Consider the following 24,168-nt stretch of genomic DNA (forward strand, 5'->3'; position numbering starts at 1 on the left):
GTGACCTTCAGTCACAGCGCCACCGGCGCCGAGTCCTCAAGGCCCTGCTCACCTCGGTGCCGTCTGCTGATCTCGTCGACCTCGACCTGCTCGAGTTCCGGCGCCACCCAGCTGCGGGCTGCCATGCGGTCGAGGAATTCGCGAGGCAGTTCCACGTGATAGTTCCGCACGTAGTACGCCAGCGAATTCGGCCAGATCCATTCCCCGTCCGTCCTGAGCGCGAGCTGGCAGATCTCTCCCGCCTGCTCGTCCAGCAGATCGTCCTCCCAGCTGGGTGAGGCCATGAAGACCGTTCCGTGTTCGAGGTAACGGACCGCCGACGACTCCCAGTCGTGCTCAGCAGCGGCTCTGGCGGCGGTCACCTCGTCCGCGGACTCGAAGAACCCAGCTCGTTTCAACGGAACACCGGGGTTCACCTGCGACGCTCCTCTGGTCGGAACATCTTCCACCTGCCGCCGCTGTCGCCGTTCTTCTTCAACGGGGCACCATCAGGACCGATGTTGTGGCCACCATCCGGCCACACGTAGAGATAGCCCTCGGGTGCCAGGACGTTCTGCCCCAGGGCGTTCGCCAGATGCTGGGCGAACGAACCACGTGCCGAGCCCGTGTTGCAGGAGCAGAGCCGTACCGGACCTCCAGGGTAGTTCGACGACGCCCGGATCGCGCGGGCGAGCGACCTGGCCTTGATCGTGTTGTTGTTGGACTCCGCCGAATCGTAGTCGGGGCTGACGGCGTCGATGTTGCCGTGAATCCACACGTCGTGGTAATCCCCGAAGCCCTTCAGCGACTTCTGCCGCGGAATGCTCTTCTGCACCGGGTCGTCCGGCGTCATGAAGACGGTCGGGCCACAGGGGTTGCCGTTGGACTTGCGAGCGTCCTCGTTGTGGACGAGGACGGGCGCCGACTCCTGCGAGCTCGCGACGTAGTACGTGTGCAGCTCGTCGACCGCGAAGTTGTGGACCTTCTCGATCCCGCTCCACGTCCGCGTTCCCGAGATCTCCGCCGGTCGGTTGTCGGCGGCGAGGAACCGGTACGTCGGCTTCAGGTCGATCGCGTTGACCCAGCGCTTCTCCGACTCCACCCAGAACGGGTGCTCATCGGTCACCTTGATCTTGCCGCCCGACGAGTCGGACACCTCGACCATGGTCCGCTTGGACACCTTCGTGCGGACCTGGGTGACCTTGCGGGCACCGGACTTGCCGGTGGTCGGGTCGGTCGCCAGGACGAACTCGCCCTTGCGCAGGTCTTCGATCTTCTTGCGCGAGCCGTCGGCCATCAGGACCAGCGTGCCGGGCACGAAGCTGTTCGAGTCCCAGGAGACGGGGCACGACGCGCCGCCGGACGCTTCCTGCTTGGCGTTCGAGACCTTGTCCTGCGTGCGTTTCTTCTTCTTGCCGCCACCCGCGAGATCCAGGATGTCGCCGAGATACGGAGCCCCGAGCATGTTCAGGGTCTCCGACACCTGGGCCTGCGCGGCCTCCTTCACGACCTCCTTGCCGACGCCGAGCATCGCGGTCTTGATCGTCTCGTAGACCTTGTTGAGGTCCTGCACGTTGGTGACGACCGTCTGCACGACGCGCGCAGGAGCGTTGGGCATCGCCGAGATGATGTTCTTGGCGTTGGCGATGCGCGGCTTCAGGGCCGCCTTCAGGGTCGGGATCGGGTTGGACTTGACCGCCTTGGCGACCGCTGCCTTGGCCGCGGCTGTTCGCCGGATCGCGGCTTGTAGCGCTGCTGCCGCCGCGGCGGCTTGGCGGGCTGCCGCTTCGGCCGCCAGTTTGCGCGGGTCTGGCAGCGACTTGCCGGCGGACGGGGCATCTGCCTTCTTCAGCGGCATGCCGTCCGGGCCCTTGCCCGCGTTGGGGCCGTCCGGGCGCCTCGGGTGCGGGGCGTCGGGGGTGCGCGGGGTCGGGACGTTGTCGGCTCCGCGCAGGGCGTCGTAGCCGCGGTTGCCCCACTTCGCCGCGGTGGCTCCCCAGCCGCCGAACGGGATCATGCCCGCCGCCGACAGGGCCGCGTCGGTGTAGTTGCCCTCGGCGAGGTACCAGACGGCGTTGATGCCGTCGGCGATCTCGCCCAGGCCGGGCACCAGGCCCGCCACGTCCAGTGCGGTGTGGCCGATCGTCGAGATGTTGTCGCCGACCCACGAGACCGCGTCGCTGAACCAGCCGTGGCCGTCCGGGTCGAAGCCGTTCACGGGGGAGCCGACGCCGTAGGCGTAGCGGTTGAAGCCGCCGGAGCCCGGGCCGCCCTGGTCCACCGAGTCGCGCGACACGAACGAACCGGAGGTCGGTTCGTACCAGCGGGCGCCCATGTTCACGTGGCCGCTGTCGGGATCCGTCCAGTCGCCCTGGAAGCCGACGTTGCGCTTGGCACCGGAGGACGCGGTGACCTTGCCCCACGGGTCGTAGGACGTGGAGTCCTTGACCTCGGCGCCGTCCAGGCCGCCGATGACGTCACCGTGCTTGTCGGACAGCAGCACGCGCTTGTCCGCACCGGACGCGAGCGACAGCAGTTCGCCGAACAGACCGCGGGCGTAGGTGGCGTCCGAGTCCTTGACGGCGTCCATCTCGATGCCCGCGTACTTGAACTGCTGGCTGCCGCGGGTCACCGGGCGGTCCAGCGCGTCGTACGCGTAGGTGGCCGCGCCGACCTTCGTCAGGCGGTCGAACGCGTCGAACTCGAACTTCTCCTCGTGGCCCGAGCTGGTGCGCGAGTCACGGGTGCCGCGGGCCGAGTACTTGTAGGTGTAGTCGCCGTCCGACAGCACGCGGTTGCGCTCGTCGAACGTCGACGTCTTGGCACCGTTGCGAACCCGGTTGCCGGACTTGTCCCACGCGTACTCCGTCGTGGTGCCACCGGACGTCCACGACGTCATGCGGCCCAGGTCGTCGTAGCCGTAGGTCTGCTCACCGGCACCCGCGGTGCCCGCCGAGACCTTCTTCTTCAGCCGGTCGGCCAGGTCGTAGGAGTAGGCGACCGACGCGATCACGCCACCGGTGGAGTTCTTCGTGACGTCCGAGGTCTCGCGACCGAAGTCGTCGTACCCGAACGTGCGCACCCGGCCGGCGCCGTAGTTCATCGTTTCGATGCGGCCGGAAGCGTTGTAGCCGAACGCGATCCCGCCACCGGTGATGCCGTCCGCCACGGACGACAGGCGCCCCGAGGTGTAGTTGAACGACGTGGTGCCCGCCGCGTCGGTGCGGGAGGTCAGCCTGCCGACCTCGTCGTAGCCGAACGACGAGTCACCGGACGGGCCGGTCGCCGAGGTCATCAAACCCCGGTTGTTGTACTGGTAGGTGTTGACCCCGCCGGGTGCGCTGACCGACGTCGGACGGCCGACGAGGTCGTACGCGATCTCCCGGTCCGAAGTGGACACCGCCGCGCCCGCGCCGGTCTCCTTGGTGAGGCGGCCGAGAGCGTCGTAGGTGCGGGTCCTGGTCACGCCGCCGGGTGCGGTGAGCACCGTCGGCCTGCCCACGCCGTCGTACGCGGTGGTCCACGTGCGGTCGGCCGCGTTCGGGTGAGCCGTGGTCGACGGCTCGACCACCGACTCCGGCTTGCCCAGCGAGTTGTAGGTGTAGAACGTCGCGTTGCCACGGCCGTCGGTGACGCGGGTGCGCCGGCCGGACGTGTCGTAGCCGTACGACGTGGTGATCGTCTCCGACGCCGAGACCGGCTCCTCCATCGAGGTGAGCTGGCCGAGCGCGTCGTAGGCGTACTTGGTCACCTTGCCCAGCGCGTCCGTGGACGTGAGCCGGTTGCCGGCGATGTCGTAGGTGTACCTGCCGGTGCGGATGACCTGGCCGGCCGGGTTCAGGTCGGCGTCGACCGTCTTGTTCCCCGCCTGGTCGAGCATCTGGTACGAGGCACGGCCCTCGCCGTCCTTCGCGTACACCTGGTTGCCGAAGCTGTCGTAGCCGAACTGGGTCGTCACGCCCGCCGCGTCGGTGACGCTGGTCTTCTGCCCCAGCTGGTCGTACCCGATCCGGGTGATCTCGTTCTTCGGCGACGTGACGGTCGACAGGTTGCCCGCCGCGTCGTAGCCGAGCTTCGTCTCGTACGCCGCCGGCTGCGGGCGCAGTTCGAGCACGGTCTGCGTGATCGGCCTGCTGAACTGGTCGTACGTGCGCCGGTTCTCGCCGCCCGTCGGGTCCGTTGTGGACAGCAGCTCGCCGTTGTGGGTGTAGCTGTACCGCCAGCTGCCACCGGCCTCGCCCGGTGCCTCCGGGTTCGGGTCGCGCTTCTCCACCAGGCGGCCGCGCTGGTCGTAGTACATCCAGATGGTCGCGCCGGACGGGTCGGTCGTCTTGACGGGGTGGCCCATCGCGTCGTACTCGGCGAGCACGGTCGCGGTGGTCGTCTGGCTGGAACCCGGTGCCTGGTAGCCCGGCGACTCGGTGCGGACCGTGCGGCCCGCCTTGTCGTACGCCATCTTCATGACGCCACCGGCCGGGTTGCGCACCTCGGTCACGTCACCGAACGCGTTGTACCCCGTGGTCGTCGTCGGCCTCTTCACCGACGGCGCCGTGTCGTGCTCCTCGGTCATCACCGGCGGCGAGAGGACGGACGTGACCCGTCCGCGCTCGTCGTAGCGGTAGTCCGTGGTGTGGTCGGCCACGGTAGCGCCGCTCACGTTGCCGCGCGGCGCGGTCACGGCCGTGACCAGGTCGCGCTGGTCGTAGGACTTGCGCGTGGTGACAGGGCCGTTGGCGCCCTTCAGGGTCTCCCTGATCTGCCGGCCGTGCGCGTCGTACTCGAACTCGACGGTCTCACCGAACGCCGCGCCGAACGGCCCGGTGTTCGAGTGCTTGCCGGTCCGGACGACCTGGGTGATGTTGCCGCTCAGGTCGTAGCTGTAGTCGGTGCGGCGGCGCAGGGTGTCCGGTTCCTGCGTGGTCGACTTCAGGCGACCGGTCGCGTCGACCTCGTGCACGGTGACCTTGCCGCCCAGGCCGACCTGACGGATCAGGTTGCCCGCGGCGTCGTAGGTGTTCTGCTGGATCGTGACCGGGTCGGTCTCGATGCCGCCGTCCGCCCTGGCCTTGATCTCCTTGACCAGGCCGTCGCGGTAGTAGGTGTACTCGGTGCGCCGGCCCATCGAGTCGGCCTGGATCAGCAGCCTGCCGTTGTGCTCGTACTGGTTCGACTCCAGCACCAGGTCCGGCAGCGGGTCGTCCGGGTCGAGCGGCTCGAACCCGGTGGCACCCGGCGTGATCGCCTTGCCGTGCCAGCCGACCAGCCGCACCTGCGCCACCTTGTTGCGGGCGGTGTAGGTGTAGACGGTCTTCACGCCGTTCGCGTCGACCGCCCACGTGCGGTTGCCGAAGTTGTCGTAACCGAAGGAGGCCTCGTTGCCCTCCGGCCCGACGGTCTTGGTCATCCGGCCGAACTCGTCGAACTCGAACGTCGACTTGCGCGGGTTGGTGGGGTCGGCCGAGTCGACCAGCTCGGCGGACAAGGTGTTGCCGTCGTCGTCGTACGAGGTCTTCGCCGTCTCGGTGTGCGTGGCACCCGAGACCGCGTTCTTCGTCGACGGGTAGGTCACCTCGGTGACGCGGCCGAGCTTGTCGTAGGTGTACGACGTCCGGACGCCCTGCGGCTGCGCGTCCGAGAACTCGGTCGCGGTCTTCTTGCGGCCCAGCACGTCGTAGGTGAAGACGGTGCGCAGACCGGACGGGGACGTCGTCTCCGCGAGGTCACCGTTGGCGTAGTACTTGTTGATCGTCGCCGCACCGCGCGGGTCGGAGGTCGACTTCAGCAGTCGCGCCGGTTCCTTCGCCGTCGTGCTGCCGTACGCCAGCGTGCTGCCGTCGGTGTAGGTGTGGAACGTCGACCCGCCGTCCGGGTTCGTCTCCTGCTGGAGGTCACCGAAGTCGGTGTAGACGGACCTGGTCAGGTACGTGTCGTCGGTCGGCCCGGACGACCGCGCGTCCCGGGTTTCGATCAGCTTGTCGGTCTTCGGGTCGGTCGGGTCGGCCGTCGGTGCCTGGTAGGTGTAGTAGGTCGTCTGGCAGTTGTTCTCCTCCCGGCAGCTGATCTTGCGGGAGAGGTTGCCGCGGTCGTCGTGGACGAGGGTGGCCGTCTCGCCGTTCTCGTCGATGATCTTCTGCTGGAAGCCCGACTCGTCGTAGTCGAACAGCCGGACGCCGAGCGCGACCACGAGACCGGAGCAGGTGACGAAGCCGTCGGCGTTCGTGGTGCAGTCGCGGCCGACGATGTCTTCCGGCCTCGTCGCGGCGCCGAGTGGCGTGACCTGGCGCAGGATCCGGCCCTTGAGGCCGTCGAAGTCGAAGTACTGCGGGCGGCCGCCCGGATCGACGATGCGGACCGAGCGGATGATGTTGCGCTCGTCGCCGCCGACCGTGGGCACGCCGAGCTGCCAGCGACCACCGTCGCTGTCGACGTACTCCCGCATGCGGTCGTGGACGTGGTCGTAGCTGACGGTCGCCGTGACCCGCTGGCTCGGCAGGCGCACCGACGTGATCTGGTCGCCGGGGTTGCGCGCTTCCCAGTGCGTGCGCACCTGGTTCGGGCCGAGCGGGCGCGCGTAGAACGCGAGCTCGTCGACGTCACCGCTGAAGTGCGTGCGGCCACCGCTGATCGCCGGGAACGAGCCGACGGTGAACGCGGTGCCGACGTAGGCGTACTCGAGGCGCGGGTGGTCGATCACGCCCTGGCGGCTGGCGACCTCCTTGCCGTCGAGGTACATCGTCTGGGTGGCAAGCGAACCGGAGAGCACCACGTGGTGCCAGTTGCCGTCGTTGACCGCCGCGGACGAGGTGATCGGGTCGATCACGCCGTTCCAGAACTGGCCGCGCAGCTTGCCGTCCGAGCCGACGTACAGCACGGGCACACCCGCGCCCGGCGACTGGTCGACCGCCTTGTCGTGGTAGGCGAACAGCGGTCCGGCGGACGTGCCCTTGAACCACAGCTCGATCGACAGGTCGCGGTGCTTGTTGACGTTCTTCTCCGGCAGCTGCACGAAGCTGTTGCCGTTCAGGTGGACCGCGCGGTCGTCGCTGCCGCCCAGTGCACCCGACTTGTAGTAGTTCGAAGCGTCGACACCGACGAACTTCGCCACGTCCTTGCCGAGCTTGACGCCGATCTGGCTGTTCGCGTCGGCGCCGCCGGCCTCACCGAGACGCCAGTACGAGTCCGGCCGCGAGTCGAGCACCGTGCTGCGGTAGTGCGAGCCGTCTTCGTAGGTGTAACGGGTGCACTTGCCGGTCGGGTTGCAGGCCTCCAGCAGCCGGTCGTTGTCGTAGACGTACTTCCACTCCAGCGCGGAGCCGTCCACCGGTTCGGTGCGGACGTACTCGACGTGCTTGCCGTCAGCGGTCCACGCGAACGTCAGGGTGCGGTTGCTGGTTCGGCTGATCGCCTTCCACAGCCTGCCCTCGGTGTCGTGCGTGAGGTCGACCAGCCGACCGGCACTGTCCTTGATGGACACCAGCGCGCCGTCGAAGCGGAACGTGTAGACCGTGCGGTCCTTGTCGATCAGCTTCCAGTCCGCGTCCACTCTGGTGAGCGTCGCGGCCCGGCCGGGCGGCGCGGTGTAGCTGCCGTCCGGGTTCTGTCCGAAGCGGACCTGCTGGCCGTCCGGGTAGGTGACGACGACGTTGCCGGAACCGTCCGCGTCCGGCACGACCCGCATGTCGTAGCGCGACGACCAGCCGCTGCCGAACGTCAGGTCGGCGCGCGGGTCGAGGCTGTTGTAGGTGCGGGCCACGTTGAGCTCGGGGCCGACGGTCGCGGCCGCCGCGTCGACGGCGGCGGTGGTGTAGTTGCCGACCATCGGGTCGAAGCCGAGACCGTTGCCGGTGTACGGCGCGTTGCCCATCCGCGAGGTGACCTCCGGCTGCGGCACCGAGGTGATCAGCGCGGAGAACTTGATGGGTTCGCTCTCGCCGCCGGCGGTGTCGTAGGCGAAGGTGCGCCAGTAGTAGACGCGGTCCCAGCGCAGCTTGCCCGCGGGAACGGTCCAGTAGACGTTCGGCTGCACACCGGAGTCGAAGCAGCGGACCGGGTTGCCCGCCTCGTCCTGCTCGCAGACCTGGAACTTGTAGGTGAGCGGGTCGTTCTCGTGGTCTTCCGCCTTGGCCCACAGCTGCGGCTGCAGGGTCTCGGTGCTGTGCCCGGCGAGCGGGTACTGGCCGGTGACGACCGGCGGGATGTTGAAGACCTCCAGCGTGATCCGCGCCGGTGCGACCTGTTCGTCGGTGAAGGTCTTGGTGCCGTGGCGCATCGTGAACTCGAGGATGTAGCTGCCGATCGGCAGCTTGCCGATCGTCGCCTCGAGCTCGACCGACTCGTTGCGCGCGATGGTGCGCGGCAGCGGCGCGGCTTGGGGTGTGCCCTCGTGCTGGTTGTTCTTCTTCGTGTTGAAGATCTTGTACGCGAGGTTGTAGCCGGAGTCCCAGGTGTTCGCGCCGGTGTTGGTGACCTTGACCTTGATCTTGCCGTCGAGCTGGCTCGTCACCGGCGGGTCCGGGATCGGCTGGCTGATCTCGTACTTCGCGTCGTACGGGCTGTGCGTCACGTACAGCTTCGGCGGGTTGGCCGACGCCGTGCCGGTGAACTTCTTGAAGCCACTGGTGTTCGCGTACGTGCCCGCGCGCAGTGCGATGCCGTTGTCCGGGCCACCGCGGACCCACGACTGCACCATGTCCGTGCCGCCGTCGCCCAGGGTGATCAGCTCGGGCGCCGCGGGGCAGGCCGAACGGGTCTGGCCGGTCGACATGTAGCCGTGCGAGAACGACGCGCCACCGATGGCCGGGCCGAGCGGCGGGGCGCCGTCGGGGCCGTTGGTGCTGGACCAGCCCGCAGCGACCTGGTGCACGGTCATCGGCGTCGGCTTGCAGGTGGTCGAGTCGTAGTTCACGACCTGCAGCGAGGCGCCGAAGATCTTGTGGTTCGCCAGGCGCTGGGCGACGGTCGGGAACTTGATGAGCGCGGTGTTGTTGCCGCCGCCGGTGTCCCGTCCGATGTGGAGCTCGCTCGCGCCGGGCGCACCGCCGCCGGTCCGGATCCGCTTGCTCTCGGTGGCACCGCCCTCGAACACGCTGGGATCGACCAGAACCGGGTAGACGCGCGCCGGGTCGTCGAGCCACGCGGAATCGAGCGACACTCGCAAAGTGCGGCCGCTGTCCACGATCTCGTAGCGCACACCGTGGGACTGCGACGCCTCCGCGCCCTCCGCGCGTCCGGCCGAGTCGGTCATGAAGCCGGCCGGGATGCGCAGGCGTTCACGGCCGCTCTGGTCGGTGAGCGTCACCGCGCCGTCGACGACCTTGGCGCTGAGTCCCTTGAGCCGCAACGGGAAGTTCCACGTGCGGGCGGCGGCCCGGTCGTGCAGGACGAGGATTTCCTTGGCACCGCCGGGAGCCGACTCGACCCGCAGGTCGGTGTGGTCGGCGACACCGGGGTAGGTGACGGTCGTGCCGTTCTGCCGGCCGGCGACGTTGCGGGCGCCCGCGAGGCCGTAGGCGAACTCGTGGTCGTCGTCGAGCTTGACCTTGACCAGGTCTGCGGCGTTCGCGGCACCGGCGAGCCGCACGTCGACGCTGTCGGCCTTGTTGTGCCACTGCCCGTTCTCCGCGACCAGGGCCGGGTCGACGGGCGCCCACTTGCCGTCCGGGAGCTGGAAGTTGAGGGGGCCGTCGCTGAACTGCGTGGTCAGCGTGCCGTCCGCGTTGCGGTAGGTGGTCTCGTGCCGGCCGCGCTGCTCGGGGACCTCGACGCTCGTCTTGGCGTCGAACCCGGTGCGCGTGGTGGGCCCGGTGACGATCTTCGCGACGTTGCGCGCGCCGTCACCGGCCTTTTTGTACTCGGGAGAGCTGTACTTGGACTGCTCCGAGACGGGCATGCCGCGGTTGCCCTCGCGTCTGTCGCTTTCGGACGCGAGTCCGTCGGGGCTGCTTCCGTCTTGTTTGGCGGCCAGTCCGCGGGCGTTCTCGAGCTGCTTCTCGAGCTCCTTCGCGGCGGAGCCGAACCACGGCAGCAACGACGTGAACCCGGGGCCGGCGACACCGACGACGAGCGTCACGGTCAGCAACAGTCCCAGCAACGGCACCAAGTATTTGGGCGCGCGGAAGCGCCCGGCTCTCCGGCCGACCATAGTGATCTTCCCCCAGGCAGTGAGGCCCCAACGTGCAGGCGGTCCGGAGCATAAAGTCCTAAACGCCGACTTCACAAGACATGTGCGCCTGGTCACTTTGTGTAACGAAAGTGCCGAGTGAGAGGTGCGGCCGCAGGATTCCACTTGGGCTGTTTCGTCTGGTACAAACCCTTCCGTCAGCATCCTGTGGGGGATGTCAGCTACTACCGGACGCGCGAACCGCGCGTGTTTTGGCGTGTCCGGATTGGGGGGCCTTCGAGCTATGAGCAGACCCGCGCGCCGGTCGTGGAGACGACTGGTGCAGATCTCACTCGCGGCGGCCATCGGAATCGTCGGCCTGCCCGTGCTGAACAGCGCCAACAACGTCGCGAACGCTGTCGAGACGGTGTCGTGCGCGCAGACCGCGAACGTGTACGTCGGCATCGCGAACAGCAACGACTTCCGGCTGCGCAAGATGACCTACCCGGCGGACGGTTATCCCAACTGGGTTTCCGACGACGGCATCGGCTGGGGCTGGAACGAACGCTTCATGAGCGGCCCCAACGGTTATCTGTGGTTCATCGAGACTGACGGCGAGCTGCGCCGGCACCAGTGGACCGGTAGCGGCTGGGCCAACGGCGGCATCAGCGAGCTGATCGCGAGCGGCTGGGTCGGCTGGGACCAGGCGGCCTACCACTTCCGCGTCACCGTGGACCAGAAGAACAACATCTACGCCGCCGAGGCGAGTGGCGAGCTGACCTTCCACAAGTACGACGAGGCCACGAAGACCTTGCCGCGCAAGGTGATCGCGACCGGCTGGAACAGGTACGACCAGATCTTCGCGGCGGGCGACGGCGTCATCTACGCGCGTGACCGGAACATCAACGATGGCACGCTCTACCGCTTCAAGTACAACCCCGACACCAACCAGTGGTTCAACTACGACGCCAAGGCGTGGCAGGCCGAGCCGTGGGGCCGCTCGATCGGTACCGGCTGGAACGGCTACAAGCAGCTCAGCTCTCCGGGCGGCGACATCATCTACGGCACCTTCCCAGGTGGTGAGACCTGGTGGTACCGCTACCTGCCGAAGGAGGGCAAAGAGGGGCTCAACGCCAGCGGTGACTGGAAGTCGCAGATCACGACCTGGAACAACGTGGACGAGATCGCGCCCGCGATCGACTCCTGCACGCTCGGCGACTACGCGACCGATGTGGACTGTGCGGTCAACGCGAAGCTCTGGGGTTCGCAGAACAACGACCAGCTCTGGATGCGTGCCCTCAACGAGCCCGAGACCGGCGTGAACAGCTGGCAGAAGCCGCAGCACCTCGGCAACGGCTGGAACAGCTGGCGCTTCATGGCGGGAGCCAAGGGGTACAAGTTCTTCATCCAGCCGAACGGTGAGTTCCGCTTCCACCGCTGGATGGAACCCCAGGGACAGCCGGGTTACTGGGACAACGGCGGCATCAGTCAGGTGGCCGAGACCGGCTGGGTCGGCTGGGACAACCCGGCTTATCACAACCGCGTGACGGTCGACAGCAACAACCACGTCTACGCCGCGCTGGCCAACGGCCAGCTGGAGTTCAACGTCTTCGACGAGGTGTCGAAGAAGCTGACCCAGAAGCAGATCATCGACGACGGCTGGGGCAAGTACGACCAGGTCTTCGCCGCGGGTGACGGCGTGCTCTACGCCCGCGACCCGAGCATCCAGGACGGCACGCTTTACCGCTTCCACTACGACTGGAAGAACCGCCGCTGGATCGACTACGCGCGCAACGTCGGCTGGGGCTGGAACCCGTTCACGCAGATTCTGTCTCCGGGCGGCGACGTCGTTCTCGGCAAGTGGGGCAACGACATCTGGTGGTACCGCTTCGACAACACGAAGAAGGAGTTCACCACCACCGCCGAGGGGGAGCCGAAGAAGCGGATCGCCTGGTGGGCCGATCTCAAGGAGGTCATGGTCGACATCGACTCCTGCAAGCTGACGACCCCGGAGAAGATCACGCCGCCCGCCTCGGTGCCCGCACCGCAGAACGAGCGCGCACAGATGATCTACAACGAGGCCAAGTCCCGGTTCGAGGTCGCCTACGTGACCGACGCCGGCGTTCTGCGCCGCGGCTGGCAGAGCATCTCCGGTGCCGAGGAGATGATGTTCCAGGGCATTCCGGGTGCCAACTTCACCGGCCGGGCGAGTGTGGCGTTGCAGAACGACAACAGGCTCGTAGCGGCGGCCCGCGGCACCAACGCGCAGGCCAGGTCGTACACGCAGAAGCAGGGCGGCCTCGACACTGACTGGAACCAGCCGCAGGACCTGAACGGCGCGCTGTTCACGGATCCGATCGTGGTGCGCGGCAAGAACAAGGTGCTCACCGCGTTCGCGCTCGACGGTGCCAACAAGCTCTGGTTCGCCGAGCAGTACGGTGTGGACGGTGCGTTCAAGACGTGGCGCAAGGCCGAGTACACCACCGACTACAACATGACGTCCGACATGACGATCCTGCCGGTCACCGGTGGCTTCGAGATCGCCTACCGCAACCCGACGGGCACGCTCGCGGTGAAGAAGTTCGCCAACGGCAAGCTGGAGACCCAGCGGGTGGCGGCAGGCATCGCGGGTGCCGGCACGCCGGGTGCGGTCGTGTTCGACGACGGCAAGGTGCAGCTGGTGAGCCGGGACGTGGACGGCAAGCTGTACACCACCAGGGAAGGCGCGAACGGCGTGTTCCCGGCGTGGACGAACATCGGTGGCGCGCTTGAGTTCACCGGTTCGCCCGGTGTGCTGCTCAACGCGTTCGGCATCGTGGAAGTCGTGATCCGCGACAACACGAACGTGGTGCACCGCGGCGGTCAGACCGCCCCGGGCTCGGCCACCTGGCGGGTCTGGGACAACACGCTGCGCACCGCGCCGATGGACCCGTCGTTCGCGGCGAGCCCGAGTGGCGAGCAGCGGATCTTCTGGCGGGAAGCTGCTCAGTACTACCTGCTGGACGCTCCGGCGTACACGTCGGACCAGTCCGCGGCGATGTCGGCTCAGGCCGCGCAGTCCGAGGAGCTGTCGGCGAAGGAGGTGACCCCGGAGGTCACCCAGGGCGAGCTCAAGTAGCCCTGATCTGACGGAAGGGGGCCTTTCCTGTCGCTTCGGCGGCGGGAAAGGCCCCCTTCCGTCTTTTGTAGACGGTCAGACGGGCAGGTGGACCGTGACGACGAGGCCGCCGCCGGGACGGGGCGTGAGAGCGAGGGTGCCGCCGTGAGCGCGGACGATGCTGTGCACGATGGCCAGCCCGAGTCCGACTCCAGCGTGTTCGTCCGTGCGGACGCGCTCGGTTCCGCGTTGGAACGGCTCGGTGAGCGTGGGCACCAGGTCGGGTGGAAGCGGCGGGCCGGTGTTCTCGACTCGCAGCATGCTCGTGTTCCGCCGCGCTTCGGTGTGCACCGTGACGGTGCCGCCGGCGGGGAGGTTGTGCACGATGGCGTTCTGGACGAGGTTCGTCACCATCCGCAGCACGAGCGCCGGTGAGCCGGGGGTGTGGGCCGTCCCGCCGGTCACGTCGAGCGTGATTCCACGTTGTTCGGCCAGGGGGAGCAGGGTTTCGGCGGCTTCCTCGGCGACCAGGGACAGGTCGACGGGCTCGCGGGCGAAGTTCCCGCGGTCGCTGCGGCTGAGCAGCAGCAGGGCCTCGGTGAGGTCGATCGCCCGCGCGTTGACGGTGTGCAGGCGTTCGACGACTTCGCCCTGGTCCGCGGTGGGGTCCTTGCGGGCGACGTCGAGGAGGGCCTGCGAGATCGCCAGCGGGGTGCGCAGCTCGTGGGAGGCGTTGGCGGCGAACCGTTGTTGTTCGGCCACATGGGATTCGAGCTTTTCGAGCATGGTGTCGAACGCGTCGGCGAGCTCGCGGAACTCGTCGTCGCGGCCGTCCAGCCGGATCCGGTGGGACAGCGAGCCGTTGGTGGCCGTCCGTGCCGCGTCCGTGATCTTGCGCAGCGGTGCGAGCACGCGGCCGGCGAGGAACCAGCCTCCGGCCAGGCCGAGCACGAGCAGCGTCAGCAACGCGATGGCGGCGGCACGGCCGAAGATGCGCGACAGCAGGTAGCGGTTGGGCGAGATGCCGAGCAGGCCCTTTTCGGTGTTGGGCACGTGGCGCAACAGGAACAGCCACACCACGGCCAGCAGGACGGCTCCGGTGACGAGGACGAGCCCGGCGTAGCTGAGGGTGAGCTTCAGCCGGACGCTGTGTCCCGGGCGCCTGGTCACGTGACCGGACCGGCGCTCGGATCCGCCGCCACCCCAGGTTGATGAGGGGAGCTTTCCTGAACCCCAGGTTGAGGAAAGCTCCCCTCATCAACGTCGCCGGGCCGGGTGTCGATCCGGTAGCCGACGCCGGGGACCGTGGCGATGAGCCAGGGTTCGCCGAGGCGTTTGCGCAGGGCGGACACGGTGATCCGCACGGCGTTGGTGAACGGGTCGGCGTTCTCGTCCCAGGCCCGTTCGAGCAGCTCCTCGGCGCTGACGACACCGCCCGCGGCCCCGACGAGGACTTCGAGCACGGCGAACTGCTTGCGGGTGAGCGCGACGTAACGCCCGTCTCGGAAGACCTCCCGGCGGAACGGGTCCAGCCGCAGCCCCGCGATCTCGCTGACCGGTGGCCGCACGTGCGCCCGCCGACGGTCGAGCGCCCGCAGTCGCACCACCAGTTCCCGCAGCTCGAACGGCTTGGTGAGGTAGTCGTCGGCGCCGAGCTCGAACCCCGAGACCTTGTCGTCGATCCGGTCGGCGGCGGTGAGCATGAGGATCGGGATACCGCTGCCGGACGCGACGATCCGCCGGGCCACCTCGTCGCCGGACGGGCCGGGGATGTCGCGGTCGAGCACCGCGAGGTCGTAGGAGTTGACGCTGAGCAGCTCCAGGGCCGTGTCACCGTCCCCCGCGACGTCGGCGGCGATCGCTTCCAGCCGCAACCCGTCCCGGACGGCTTCGGCCAGGTAGGGCTCGTCCTCGACGATCAGCACACGCACTCCACGCACCCTAGACGGGCTGGTATATCGCCGCCGTATCCTCCTCGCGGGCTTTGGCGCGCCACCAGGGCCAGGACACGAGCGCGGCCAGCCCGGCGCCGGCGGTGTTGAGCAGCACGTCGTCCACAGAGGACACCCGGTCCAGCCGCAGCACGAACTGCAGGATCTCGACCAGGGCCGAGGAGCTCGCCGCAAGGATCACGATCCGCTGGAACGACGCCAGCGCCGGGAACCGCAGCGGGGCGAAGCAGCCCACCGCGGCGAACACCAGCAGGTTGCCGACGATCCCGAGCGTCTTCATCTCGAGCAGGTCCGCGAACGGCACCAGGCTCACCCGTCCGGTGACCTCTCCGGCGTACGTGCCCGGCATCATGACGATCCACAGCCACGGCACCGTGCCGTAGACGAGGCCGACGTCGGCCAGCGAGTTCCGCCACGGCGACGTGCGGCCGGCGCGGCGGCGGTGCAGCGCCAGGGCGCACATCACCAGTGCGGCCAGCGGCAGCGCGAGCACCGTGAGGACGACCGCCCCGGTTTCCGTGGTCATCCAGTACCAGCCTCTGAACATGCGTCCACTCAAGACGGACGCCGGTTGCCGGGGCGTATGGGTTTTTCGATATGCCCGCGATACGCCGTGCCACGGCGTGTCGTGCCTCGACACGCCGTCACTGGAGTGCACGCGGGGAGCTTTCGTTCGCTCTGACAGTACGAAAGGGCCCCGCGTGCCGTCAGCGACGAGTTGAGGCGCGGAGCTAGGGACAGATGCTTTCGACCAGGACCTGCCAGCTCGCGATGAGGTCGTGCACCACGGAGCCGGGCTCCGGGGCGTCCGACGCCCGCAGGTAGAGCAGGATCGGTCCCTCCAGTGCGGCTACCAGCTGCAACGCCAGGGTGCCGCTCGCTGCCAGGTCTGGACGTGCCTCGCTCAGGAGCACCTGCACGTGGAACAGCGACGGGCTGTCACCGGCGGGCACCGGCTCGGCGGGGTCGAGCGAGGCGCGGGCCAGGACGGTGTGCTCCACCAGGAACTCCAGCCGCGCCCGGCCGAACGCCACGAGCCGCTCGGCCGCCGGCGCGCCCGGACCCAACGGCGGTGGGCCGCTCAACAGCCGTTGCTGGAACCGCTTCTCCTCCTCGTCGAGCAGCGCGTGGAAGATGCCCGCACGGGTGCGGAAGCGGCGGAACACCGTGCCCTTGCCGAGCCCGGCGCGTTCGGCGAGGCCGTCCATGGTGACCTTGTCGGCGCCCAGTTCCGCGACCATCTGCCGGGCGACCTCGATCAGGTGGGCGCGGTTGCGCGCGGCATCGGCCCGTTCCTCGCGCGGGCGGCCCCACGGCAACGCGACTGGTTCCACGGACCGAACGCTACCCGCGGGGGTTCAGCGCCGGGCCGATCCAGCGGCGGACCAGCTCACGCAGCTGGTCGTCGGTGTGCGGTGGCGTCGAGGGGGAGCGCAGGAACGACAGGAACAGTCGCATGAGGACCTCGGCGAGCCCGGCGAAGTCCTCGTCGGTGGTGACACCGGCGGAACGCCAGTCGACCGGCACGTTGCGCAGGATCCGGGCGCCGAGCGCGAGCCACTCGCGGGACGTGACCGCGCCGGTGAAGAAGTCGCCCTCGCCCGCCTGCAGGAGCAGGCTCAGGTAGCGCTCCTCGGGCACGGCCCGGACACCGAACACCACGGACTCCGCGGCGACCTCGGCCGGGCTGTCGAACGACGTCAGGTGACGTTCCATCCGCACCGCGAACTCCTCGACGCCGGCGATCGCCACGGCGCCCAGGATGTCGGCCAGGCCGGGGAAGTAGCGGTAGACGGTCTGCCGGGTCACCCCGGCCTCGGCGGCGATGTCGGACAGGCTGGTCTTGGCGAGCCCGGCGCGGTCCAGGCACGCCGTCGCCGCCTCGACGATCCGGCGGCGTGCCTCCTGCTCGGTGCCGGGCGGGTTGCCCTGCCATCCGTGGTGCCCCATGAGCACCATCCTTCCTCACCTGGAGGAGGCAGGTGCCACCCGATACAGCTTGAACAGCACGAACCCCGCCCCGGCGAGGCAGACGAGCGCGTAGATCCCGCTGCTGACCAGCTTGCCGCCGGCGACGAGCCAGCACACCGCCATGACCGCGAGGTAGCACGCCGGGTAGTACCGCGCGAACGGCGACGGCGGGTCCGCGACCGCTCGTGCGACGAGCCACAGACCGGCGACCCAGATCAGGGCGAGCTCGGCGCCGAGGATCCAGGCCTGCGCGGTGATGTTCGTCCCGGCCAGACTCGACGGGATCCCCGCGATCATCATCGTGAACGGCGTCAGCACCCCGGCCGCCAACGCTCGCCACCTGCCCGGTATCCGCACGACCAGGTAGGTCATGGCGGCGAGCGAGACCGAGGCGAACAGCAGCGCGCTCTTCAACGGCACCGAACCCATCGCGGGCTGGTTGACGATGACGTTGTCCGGGTTCCACGCCCACCACTTGAGCTGTGGTCCGATGTGGTCGAACACCTCGTAGAAGACCTGGCACACGAACGCGACGGCCACTGCCCCGGCGAGCGCGCCGCGCTGCCGGAAGATCCCGAGCGAGCGCACGACCTCGTAGGCGAGCTGGCTGATCATCGGGTAGAACGCCACGATGTACAGGGGCAGCCGGTCCCACATGAACTGCACGGTGAACCTGTTGTGGGCGAAGATGAACCCGTAGATGTCGTCGAGCCCGAACCACTCCGGGAAGTACAGCGGCGGTTCGATCACGAACAGGTAGACCAGCGAGGCCCACCACAGCGCCAGGTTGATCGGGTCGCCCGCGCGCCGTCGTCGAATCGCGTGCACCAGCGCGAACACGGCGCCCGCGATCACGAGCAGTTCCAGCAGCGGCATCGTCCAGTGCGTGAGCTCCCAGGGCGGGCGCACCGAGACGACGGGGGAGACGTCGTGACAGTCGAACCCGAGACCGCGGGTGACCGCTTCCGCCTCCGGCCCGCACTCGGTGATCATCGCGTCGCCAGGTTCGAGTAGTCGGTGGCCGGCGGCTCGGCGTGCGGATCGAACCCGAACGGAACCCGCTGTCGTCCCAACGCGGTGCGCACCCGGTGCCGCAGCAGGCCCACGATCACGCGCGGGTTGGTCATCATGTCGCCGAGCGACTCGTCGAGGTTGAACACCTTGGCGAAGTGCTCGTCGATCACCGCGTCCTCCCGTGCCGCGCCGACGATGAAGGTGAACGCCGGCCCGGACACCGCGGCGATGAGCCTGCGCCGCCACTCGGGCAGCTTCTCCGTGCCCTCCGCGCACTCGTAACCCTGGTCGCGCGCCATCGCGAGGCCCCACGGCACCTTGAGCAACTTCCGTTGTGCCGCCAGGAATTTCTTGGAGAAGTCGTCGTCGACCCGCGTGGCGTTCTCGAGATGCCCGCGCAGCAAGAGCGCCGAACTCGCCGCGGAGCTGATGCCCTGGGCGTAGAACGGGTTGAACGCACAGATCGAGTCACCGACGAACGCCAACCGTCGCGGCGGTGTCCGCCACCGGTCGTAGCGGCGCCACTTGTTGCCCGTGGACCTCGTGAGGTGCACCTCCGAGGTGGGCGTGCACCGTTCCATCGCCTCCGCGAACAACGGCGTCCGCACCCGCCGGGCCGATCCGACGAACGCGTCGGTGGTGCGGGGCATCTCCAGCCCCCACGACCCCATGCAGGCGATCACCCGGTTGCCCTCGATGGGGAAGAAGTTGACCAGGAACTCGTGCTCCGGCGGGTGCTCGCCCTTGTCCAGCGTCGGCATCACCACGATGTGTCGCCACCACCACGAGTCCGGCGGTTCGTCGGGCAGTTCGTACCACCGCGACGTGTAGGTGACCTTGGCGTCGAGCGTGCGCACCTCGGGCTCCGGCCAGCCCGCCGCCATCAGCCAGGTGCCGACCGACGAACCGCGCCCCATCGCGTCCACCACGAAGTCGGCGGCGATCTCCTCGTCTGCGGTCCGAACCCCGACGACCTCGCCGTCCCGGCAACTCAGCCCGGTGACCGAAATCCCTTCGCGCACAACGACGTTGTCCAGCGCGCGCACCTGGTCGCGCAACACCCGTTCGATGAGGATCCGGGAGCTGTAGATCATGGTCATCGACGCCCGCTTGCGCGCCGACCACCCCTCCCCGTCGAGGTAGGCGGCGTCCATCGACGGCATCAGGTGCAGCCCGCCCGCGTCGATGAGCACGTCCTCGAAACCGGGGAACAACGCCCCGATCGCCCGGCGCCCCGAGTTCAGCAGGAAGTGCGGATGCTTGCTCTGCGGCACCCCGCGCCGGTGCTCGGCCTCGGCCGGCAGCTCGTCGCGTTCGAGCACCACCACCTCGTCGAAGTGCGCCGCGAGCGCCCCCGCCGCGCAGAGACCGGCGGCGCTGCCGCCGAGAACGACCGCGGTCCTGCCGAGCCTCATGCGGACCAACTCCCCGGGCTCATTCATACAAAGTGCCCTCGAATGTATGAATGACCGGCCGGGGGTGTCAATCAGCCGATCGGCAGCGGTCGCGGCTACCGCCAGCCGTTCACTCACCCGAACCCCACCAGCCCCACTTTTCGGTACGCGGGGACCCCGCGTACTACAGGAGCGGACAAAAGGGCCCCGCGTGCCGGCTGGCAGGCGGGTGAGGGACTACGGAGTGTGCTGTTTGTGGGGTAGGTCGGACCAGCTGGGTGACGCGGTCGGGTGTGTTCAGGGGCGTGCGTGTGGGCGCTACAGCCAGCCGCTGTCCTCGGCGTGCTTGACGGCTTCTGCCCGTGTGCGCGCGCCGGTTTTGCCGATTGCCGCGCTGAGGTGGTTGCGCACCGTGCCCTCGGACAGGTGCAGGACCTTGGCCAGGTCGGCCACCGTGCCGCCGTCGCGCGCGACCGCGAGCACGTCGCGTTCCCGGTCGGTCAGCGGACTGTGGCCGGTCGCCAGTGATTCGGCGGCGAGCACGGGGTCCACCACGCGCAGGCCGGCGTGCACCCGGCGGACGGCGTCGACCAGCTGTTCCGGGGTGGCGTCCTTGACCACGAACCCCGCCGCGCCCGCCTCCATCGCCCGCGCGAGGTAGCCCGGCCGTCCGAACGTCGTGCAGACGATCACCCGGCAGCCCGGCACCGCGCGGCGGAGCTCGGCCGCGGCGGTCAGGCCGTCCTTGCCGGGCATCTGGACGTCGAGCAACGCCACGTCGGGCTTGGTGCGCTGGGCGGCGGCCACGACCTCGTCGCCCGCGCTGACCTCCGCGACCACGTCGATGTCCGGTTCCAGGCCCAGCATCGCGGCGAACGCGCCCCGCACCAACGCCTGGTCGTCGGCCAGCAACACCCTGATCACACCATCTCCTCGCACACCGTGGCGGCCGCCTCCAGGGTCGCGCCGCCTTCTCGCACGCTCACGCGACCTCGGCGCGCAGGCGGTAGCCGCCGTCGGCCATCGGTCCCGCGAGCACGGTTCCACGGAAGGGGGCCAGCCGCTCGGCCAGCCCCCGCAACCCCGTTCCCGGGGCACCCACGCCCGTGCCGCGCCCGTTGTCCCGCACCTCCAGCCAGGTGTCACCGAGCCGGACGGAACAACGGGTCGCGGCCGCGTGCCGGAGCACGTTGGTGATCGCCTCGCGCAACACGTACCCGAACACCCCCTGGAGCTCGGGTCGCACGTTGTCCACCGCGTGCGGCAGGTCGGCCTCGACCCCGGCCGCGCGCAACGCCGCTCGTGCCCCCACGACCTCGGCCGACAGCGACACCTCGCGGTAGCCCGAGACCGTCGCGCGCACGTCGCCGAGGGCCTGCCGGGTGAGGTGCTCGACCTCGCGGATCTCCTCCAGCGCCCGTTCGTTCTCGGCGCTCTCCAGCAGCCGCCGGGCGACTCCGGTCTTCAGCGAGATCGTGGTCAGGCTGTGGCCGAGGATGTCGTGCAGGTCGCGCCCCAGCCGGGCGCGTTCCTCGGTCCGCGCGAACGCGGCGATCTCCTCCTGGGCCTTGGACAGCGCCCGGTTCGCCCGCATCATCCTGCCCACCGCGAGCATGCCCAGCGAGATCGACGACAACGTAGCGAGCTGGCCGCCGTCGCGCGGCAGGTCCTGCGTCACGTACATGGTGGCCGCGAGCACCAGCAGCACCGACCCGTCGATCGCGATCGCCCGCCAGGCCGGCAGCGCCACGGCCACCGTCGACATGATGTAGACCAACAGTCCCGCGTACGACATCCCCAGCCAGAACACGACGAGCAGGCCGACCGCCGTCAGTCCCAGGCACAGCACCGTGTTGAAGTTGTCGCTGCCGCTGGACCACAACCAGCGCGGCGCGATCATCCAGCCCACGCCGTACAGCACGAGCAGCAACACCAGCACGACCCGCGCCGCCACGCCCCGGTCGCTGACGATGACGTCGTAGATCACGCTGGGGACGTAGAGCAGGACGAACAGGATGGCGAACCAGTGCCACCTGCTCCCGTCCTTCTTCTCGCGGCGCACGAGGATCAACCTAGCTCTGCGCGCGGTAACGCCGCACGGCGATCAGCGACAGACCGGCCACCCACAGGCTGATCACCAGCAACGCCTGTTCGACGTCCACCCCGGAGACGAACGGTGCCTGGGTGAGCTGCTTGACCCAGTACGTCGGCAGCGCCTTCATCAGCGTCGCCAGCCAGTCCGGCGCCACGTCCGCCGGGATCCAGATCCCGCCCAGCAGACCGAACACCATCGACGCCAGCCCCGTGATCGCCTGCATGCCGTCCGGGCTCGCGATCAGCCCGATCACGATGCCCAGCAGCACGAACGGGATCGCGCCCAGCCACAGCGTCGCCAGCACGCCGAGCCACTGCGGCACGTCCATCCGCACGCCCTCGACCGCGCCGATCACGCACACCAGCAGGATTCCCGGCAACGCCACCAGCATGCTGAGCGCGCCCTTGGTGAACAGGTACCCCGAGCCGGTCAGCGGGGTCAGCCGCAGTTGCCGCTGCCAGCCCAGGCCGCGCTCGACCGCGATCCGGGCGCCGATCGACAGCGGTCCGGCCATCACACCGAACAACGCCATGTTCATCATCAACGACGTGGTGACCGGCAGACCGTTCGGGAAGGTGCCCTCGCCGCCGCCGTACAGGCTCACGAACAGCAGGAACATCACCGACGGGACGACCACGGTGAAGATCAGGTACCGGCCGTTGCGCATCGCGCGCCGGAGTTCCAGAGCCAGGAAACGGGTGTTCATCGGTTGTCCTCCCCGGTCAGCGTGAGGAAGGCCTCCTCGAGGCCGAGCGCGGTGATCTCGATGTCGTGGGCGTTCGGGTAACGGGCCAGCAGCGCGCGCACCGCGGCGTCGGAGTCCGTGCAGGTCAACGTGATCTGGTCGCCGCGCTGCTCGACCGACCGCACACCCGGCAACTCCAGGTCCAGTGCTCCGGGCACCACCGCGCGCAACGTGCGTCCGGACACCGCGGCCCGCACCTGCGCCACCGACCCGTCGGCGACGATCCGCCCGGACCGCATCAGCACCACGCGGTCCGCGTACTCCTCGGCCTCGTCCAGGTAGTGCGTCGCGAACAGCACGGTTCGGCCGGTGTCGGTGTACGCGCGCATCTGCTGCCAGAACGCCCGCCGCGTCTCGACGTCCATCGCGACGGTCGGTTCGTCGAGCACCAGCAGGTCCGGCTCGCACACCAACGCCAGCGCGAACCGCACCCGCTGCTTCTGCCCACCGGACAACTTCGTGCACCTGCGGTCCGCCAGGTCCGTGATCCCTGCCTGCGCCAACGCCTTCGCCACCGGCATCGGCTTGCGGTGCAGCGCCGCGATCAACCCCACGGCCTCGGCCACCGTCGCGTCGTCCAGCAGCGCCCCGCTCTGCAGCATCGCGGAGATCTGCCCCGCGACCACCGCCTCGCGCGGTGCCTTGCCGAACACGCTGATCCGTCCACCGTCCGGAGTGGACAGACCGAGCACCATGTCGACCGTCGTGGACTTGCCGGCGCCGTTGGGGCCGAGCAACGCCACCACCTCACCGGGAGAGATCACCAGGTCGATCCCGTCGACGGCCTGGACCTCGCCGAACCGCTTCCGCAGGCCGCTCAGCGCCACCGCGGCGCCCGCTCGCACAGCTGTCTCTGTCATGTACTCCATGCTCGCGACCCGCGCCCGGTCGAGCGGGTCTCAGCTGTCACGACCTCGCCATGACAGATGTCATGGCACTCAGCGGGTCAAAAGGTCGCGAATCGCATCCGCCACCTGCTGCGGTGCCTCCTCGGCCATGAAGTGTCCACAGGAGACGGTGCGGTGGTCGAGATCGGGTGCCCACGCCCGCCACAACGCCTCGGCGTCGAACCCGAGCGCGGCACCCCAGTCCTGCTGCAGCACCGTGACCGGCATCTTCAGCTGCGCGCCTGCCTCACGGTCGGCGGTGTCGTGCTCGACGTCGATCGTGGCCGAGGCCCGGTAGTCCGCCACGATCGACGTGACGGCTTCGCGGCTCGCCCGCAGGTATTCGGCGCGGACGTCGGCGGGGAACTCCGCCGTGCTCCAGACGTCCAGGAAATGGCCGAAGAACGCGTCGGGACGGGCGCTGATCAGTTCCTCGGCCAGGCCGGGCGGCTGCGCCATCAGGAACAGGTGGAACCCGACGGCGGCGGACGTTCCCCGCATCACGTCCCACATGTCCAGCGTGGGCAGGACGTCGAGGGATGCGAGGTGGGTGACGTGCTCGGGGTGGTCGAGGCCCGTCCGGAACGCGACGAGCGCGCCGCGGTCGTGGCCGACCAGGGCGAACCTGTCGTGGCCGAGCGCCTTCGCGACGTTCACGACGTCCTGGGCCATCGTGCGCTTGGCGTAGGTCAGGCCGGTGTCCGCCGGTTTGTCGCTGTCACCGTATCCGCGCAGGTCAGGCATGATCATGGTGTGGTCGGCGGCCAGGTCGGCGGCGACGTGCCGCCACATCAGGTGGGTCTGCGGGAAGCCGTGCAGCAGCACGACGGGGCTACCCGCGCCCGTGGTGGCCACGTTGAGCTCGACGCCGTCGGCGACCTGGACGCGCTGGTGTTCGAATCGGTTCACGCCCACACCCTGCGCGCGTCCGATCA

The 24,168-nt window shown here is 69.0% G+C and carries 15 protein-coding genes; 1 reads left to right on the forward strand and 14 read right to left on the reverse strand.

The genetic code is table 11. The annotated features are described in order from the left end of the window. Positions 1 to 11: 11 nt before the first annotated feature. Both G7043_RS32465 and G7043_RS32470 read right to left on the reverse strand, forming a co-directional pair. Positions 12 to 416 carry a hypothetical protein gene (locus G7043_RS32465; protein ID WP_166052227.1) on the reverse strand — a complete coding sequence of 135 codons (405 nt, stop codon included), beginning with the start codon at positions 414 to 416 and terminating at the stop codon, positions 12 to 14. After that, a complete protein-coding gene (locus G7043_RS32470) occupies positions 413 to 10,120 on the reverse strand; it encodes a LamG-like jellyroll fold domain-containing protein (protein WP_166052228.1) in 9,708 nt (3,235 codons plus the stop codon). Before G7043_RS32470 ends, G7043_RS32465 begins: the two co-directional genes overlap by 4 nt. A 298-nt stretch (positions 10,121 to 10,418) precedes the next feature. Between G7043_RS32470 and G7043_RS32475 the strand changes: the two genes are divergently transcribed. Beyond that, a complete protein-coding gene (locus G7043_RS32475) occupies positions 10,419 to 13,196 on the forward strand; it encodes a tachylectin-related carbohydrate-binding protein (protein WP_166052230.1) in 2,778 nt (925 codons plus the stop codon). Positions 13,197 to 13,271: 75 nt separating this feature from the next. On the opposite strand, the gene G7043_RS32480 is transcribed toward G7043_RS32475, so the two are convergent. The 12 genes from G7043_RS32480 to G7043_RS32535 form a co-directional block, all read right to left on the reverse strand. Continuing rightward, positions 13,272 to 14,345 carry a sensor histidine kinase gene (locus tag G7043_RS32480; protein WP_166052232.1) on the reverse strand — a complete coding sequence of 358 codons (1,074 nt, stop codon included), beginning with the start codon at positions 14,343 to 14,345 and terminating at the stop codon, positions 13,272 to 13,274. Continuing rightward, on the reverse strand, positions 14,342 to 15,106 hold the full coding sequence (locus tag G7043_RS32485; protein WP_166052234.1) for a response regulator transcription factor: 765 nt from the start codon (positions 15,104 to 15,106) through the stop codon (positions 14,342 to 14,344). Before G7043_RS32485 ends, G7043_RS32480 begins: the two co-directional genes overlap by 4 nt. A 10-nt stretch (positions 15,107 to 15,116) precedes the next feature. Next, positions 15,117 to 15,653 (reverse strand): VanZ family protein, encoded by a 537-nt coding sequence (locus tag G7043_RS32490; RefSeq protein ID WP_242642902.1) that lies wholly within the window; start codon positions 15,651 to 15,653, stop codon positions 15,117 to 15,119. A 205-nt stretch (positions 15,654 to 15,858) separates the two neighbouring features. After that, positions 15,859 to 16,461 (reverse strand): TetR/AcrR family transcriptional regulator, encoded by a 603-nt coding sequence (locus G7043_RS32495; RefSeq protein WP_313888183.1) that lies wholly within the window; start codon positions 16,459 to 16,461, stop codon positions 15,859 to 15,861. Positions 16,462 to 16,471: 10 nt separating this feature from the next. Next, positions 16,472 to 17,077: a TetR/AcrR family transcriptional regulator gene (locus tag G7043_RS32500; protein ID WP_166052238.1), complete on the reverse strand. Its 606-nt coding sequence runs from the start codon at positions 17,075 to 17,077 to the stop codon at positions 16,472 to 16,474. A 15-nt stretch (positions 17,078 to 17,092) separates the two neighbouring features. Beyond that, a complete protein-coding gene (locus G7043_RS32505; protein ID WP_166052240.1) occupies positions 17,093 to 18,091 on the reverse strand; it encodes a hypothetical protein in 999 nt (332 codons plus the stop codon). Continuing rightward, complete coding sequence (locus G7043_RS32510) at positions 18,088 to 19,527, reverse strand: NAD(P)/FAD-dependent oxidoreductase (protein ID WP_166052242.1); 1,440 nt, start codon at positions 19,525 to 19,527, stop codon at positions 18,088 to 18,090. Before G7043_RS32510 ends, G7043_RS32505 begins: the two co-directional genes overlap by 4 nt. Positions 19,528 to 19,824: 297 nt before the next feature. Continuing rightward, positions 19,825 to 20,430: a response regulator transcription factor gene (locus G7043_RS32515; RefSeq protein ID WP_166052244.1), complete on the reverse strand. Its 606-nt coding sequence runs from the start codon at positions 20,428 to 20,430 to the stop codon at positions 19,825 to 19,827. Positions 20,431 to 20,488: 58 nt separating this feature from the next. Next, the gene (locus G7043_RS32520; protein WP_313888184.1) at positions 20,489 to 21,568 is read right to left on the reverse strand and encodes a sensor histidine kinase; all 1,080 of its coding nucleotides are present in this window, start codon (positions 21,566 to 21,568) and stop codon (positions 20,489 to 20,491) included. A gap of 10 nt (positions 21,569 to 21,578) precedes the next feature. Then, a complete protein-coding gene (locus tag G7043_RS32525) occupies positions 21,579 to 22,307 on the reverse strand; it encodes an ABC transporter permease (protein WP_166052247.1) in 729 nt (242 codons plus the stop codon). Further along, a complete protein-coding gene (locus tag G7043_RS32530; RefSeq protein ID WP_242642903.1) occupies positions 22,304 to 23,206 on the reverse strand; it encodes an ABC transporter ATP-binding protein in 903 nt (300 codons plus the stop codon). The genes G7043_RS32525 and G7043_RS32530 overlap by 4 nt, the downstream gene beginning before the upstream one ends. A 78-nt stretch (positions 23,207 to 23,284) precedes the next feature. Beyond that, entirely contained in the window at positions 23,285 to 24,142 is an 858-nt protein-coding gene (locus G7043_RS32535; RefSeq protein WP_390828598.1) for an alpha/beta fold hydrolase, read from the reverse strand. Between the last annotated feature and the right edge of the window lie 26 nt (positions 24,143 to 24,168).

The organism is Lentzea alba, from assembly GCF_011067745.1.
Taxonomy (GTDB): Bacteria; Actinomycetota; Actinomycetes; order Mycobacteriales; family Pseudonocardiaceae; genus Lentzea; species Lentzea alba.

Coding starts and splice junctions, on each gene's coding strand:
- G7043_RS32500 (WP_166052238.1), bottom strand. CDS start 17,077: ATGGGGCACCACGGATGGCAGGGCAACCCGCCCGGCACCGAGCAGGAG.
- G7043_RS32525 (WP_166052247.1), bottom strand. CDS start 22,307: ATGAACACCCGTTTCCTGGCTCTGGAACTCCGGCGCGCGATGCGCAAC.
- G7043_RS32490 (WP_242642902.1), bottom strand. CDS start 15,653: ATGACCACGGAAACCGGGGCGGTCGTCCTCACGGTGCTCGCGCTGCCG.
- G7043_RS32505 (WP_166052240.1), bottom strand. CDS start 18,091: ATGATCACCGAGTGCGGGCCGGAGGCGGAAGCGGTCACCCGCGGTCTC.
- G7043_RS32530 (WP_242642903.1), bottom strand. CDS start 23,206: ATGACAGAGACAGCTGTGCGAGCGGGCGCCGCGGTGGCGCTGAGCGGC.
- G7043_RS32470 (WP_166052228.1), bottom strand. CDS start 10,120: ATGGTCGGCCGGAGAGCCGGGCGCTTCCGCGCGCCCAAATACTTGGTG.
- G7043_RS32510 (WP_166052242.1), bottom strand. CDS start 19,527: ATGAGGCTCGGCAGGACCGCGGTCGTTCTCGGCGGCAGCGCCGCCGGT.